Origin of the sequence: Streptomyces sp. UH6 (assembly GCF_013421635.1) — a bacterium.
GTDB classification, from domain to species: Bacteria; Actinomycetota; Actinomycetes; order Streptomycetales; family Streptomycetaceae; genus Streptomyces; species Streptomyces abyssomicinicus.
Genome location: NZ_JACADT010000827.1, coordinates 1 through 2,548 on the forward strand (window position 1 = coordinate 1; position 2,548 = coordinate 2,548).

Genomic DNA, 2,548 nt, shown 5'->3' on the forward strand with positions numbered 1-2,548 from the left:
GCCGCCCGCCCCCGTTCCCTTCCCCGCACGTCCGTGCCCGCCGCGCCGGGCGCCGGAGGGTTCACCTCCGGCTGCCGGGGTGATGGGATGTCGGGACCATGGCCGATCCGGCCGGCCGGCCCGGCCGCCGGTCCACCGTACGGAGGAGCGAGAACGATGCGGGTGCCGATGACCATCGCTGACTTCCTCGACCGGGCGGAGGCCGGCTTCGCCCACGGCCCCGGCGTGGTGGACGAGCCGGAACAGCCCGCCCCGCCCGTCCCGGAGAGCACCTACGGCCGCTTCGCCGAGCGGGTCCGCGCCTGGCAGGCGGGCTTCGACGCCCTCGGCGTGGCGGAGGGCGAGCGGATCGCCGTGGTCAGCCACAACTCGGCCCGGCTGCTGGAACTGCTCTTCGCGGTGCCGATGAGCGGGCGGATCTGCGTTCCGGTCAACTTCCGCCTGAGGCCGGAGGAGGTCGACTACATCGTCGGCCAGAGCGGAGCCTCGGTACTCCTGGTCGACCCCGAACTGGACGCCGCGCTCAGCGGGGTGACCGCACGCCACCGCTTCGTCCTCGGCGAGGAGACCGACCACGCGCTGATGCGGTTCGGCGTCGAACCGCGGCCCTGGTCCCGGCCCGACGAGGACGCCACCGCCACCGTCAACTACACCTCCGGCACCACCGCGCGCCCCAAGGGCGTCCAGCTCACCCACCGCAACATCTGGGTGGACGCGGTCACCTTCGGTCTGCACACACGGGCCTGGGAGCGCGACGTCTACCTGCACGTGCTCCCCATGTTCCACTGCAACGGCTGGGGCATGCCGTTCGTGATGGCCGGCCTCGGCGTGCCGCAGATCGTCCTGCGCAAGGTCGACGGCGCGGAGATCCTGCGCCGCGTCGAGCGGCACGGCGTCACCCTGATGTGCGGAGCCCCGGCCGTCTGGAACGCGGTGCTGGACGCCGCCGCCGACTGGGAGGGCGAGATCCCCGGCCGTGACCGGGTGCGCATCGTCTGCGCGGGCGCGCCGCCGCCCAGCCGCACCATCCAGCGGGTGGGCGAGGAACTCGGCTGGGAGTTCCTGCAGATCTACGGCCTCACCGAGACCGCTCCGCTGCTCACCTTCAACCGCTCCCTGCCCGCCGACGACGCCCTGCCCCCGGAGCGGCGCGCCCACCGGCTGTCCCGCGCGGGCCTGCCCACCCTGGGCACCCGGCTGAGGATCTCCGAGTCCGGCGAGGTGCTGGCCCGCTCCAACACCGTGATGGAGGGCTACTGGGAGAAGCCGGAGGCCACCTCGGACGCGCTCGACGACGGCTGGTTCCACACCGGTGACGGCGGCACCCTCGACCCCGACGACGGCCACCTCACCATCTCCGACCGCAAGAAGGACGTCATCATCACCGGCGGCGAGAACGTCTCGTCGATCGAGGTCGAGGACGTGATCTTCAGCCATCCCGCGGTCGCCGAGGTGGCGGTGATCGGCGTGCCGCACGAGAAGTGGGGCGAGACGGTCAAGGCGCTGGTGGTGCCGGCCGAGGGCGCCGAGCCCGGGGAGGCCGAGATCATCGCGCACTGCAAGGAGCGGATGGCCGGCTACAAGGCGCCCACCAGTGTGGAGTTCCGCGACTCCATCCCGCGCACCGCCACCGGGAAGATCCAGAAGTTCAAGCTGCGGCAGCCCTACTGGCGCGAATCTGACCGCGGCGTCAACTGACCCGGTAGCCTGCGGGACATGAGTACTCTCGACGCCCTGGCCACCGCCCCGTACGTCTCGGTGACGACGTTCCGCAAGGACGGCCGGGCGGTGGCCACCCCCGTCTGGGTGGTGCCGGACGGTGAGGGCGCGCTGGCCGTCTGGACCCGCGTGGACAGCGGCAAGGTCAAGCGGATACGCCGCGACGGCCGGGTGACGGTGGCCCCCTGCGACTTCCGGGGCAACCTCAAGGGCGAGGCCGTGGAGGCCCGCGCACGGCTCGGCACGCCCGAGGACACGGCGCGCATCCGCCGCGGCATCGTCCGCAAGTACGGTCTGTCCGGCCGCCTGACCCTGCTCGGCAGCCGGCTGCGCGGCGGGCACACCTCCACCGTGGCGGTCCTGATCAGCCCGGCCGACTGAGTCCCTCCGGCGGAGCGGAACCGTCCCGCCCCGCTCCGCCGGCCCCGCCGTGTCGGTGCCGTGCGGCAGGATCGTCGCCATGAGCCCGTTGCTGCTGACCGACATCGAGCAGGCGATCCGCGCCAGTTGGAGCGCCGAGACCTGCACCCCCGAATACCGGCCGCGCTGGCGCCCCGACAACCCGGCCCGCGACCAGTGCGGCGTCACGGCACTGGTCCTGCACGACCTCCTCGGCGGCGACCTGGTCCGCGGGGAGGTCCACGCCGACGGCCGGTGGACCGACTACCACTGGTGGAACCGTCTTGGCGCCGGGGTCGAGATCGACCTCACCCGTGAGCAGTTCGGCCCCGACGAGACCGTCACCGGCGGCCGGGTGATCGCCCGCCCCGCCGAGATCCGCCGCTGCCGGGAGGAGTACGAGCTCCTGCGCGGCCGCGTGCTGCGCAAG

General features: G+C 73.0%; 3 protein-coding genes. All 3 read left to right on the plus strand.

From position 1 onward, the window contains the following. Positions 1-156 precede the first annotated feature (156 nt). Entirely contained in the window at positions 157-1,698 is a 1,542-nt protein-coding gene (locus HW445_RS26380; protein ID WP_180223389.1) for an AMP-binding protein, read from the plus strand. An 18-nt stretch (positions 1,699-1,716) separates the two neighbouring features. Beyond that, positions 1,717-2,100, plus strand: coding sequence for a PPOX class F420-dependent oxidoreductase (locus HW445_RS26385; RefSeq protein ID WP_180223390.1), 384 nt, complete (start codon positions 1,717-1,719; stop codon positions 2,098-2,100). 79 nt (positions 2,101-2,179) lie between these two features. After that, positions 2,180-2,548, plus strand: a 369-nt coding sequence (locus HW445_RS26390) for a hypothetical protein (RefSeq protein WP_180223391.1), incomplete at its 3' end; no start/stop codon positions are given.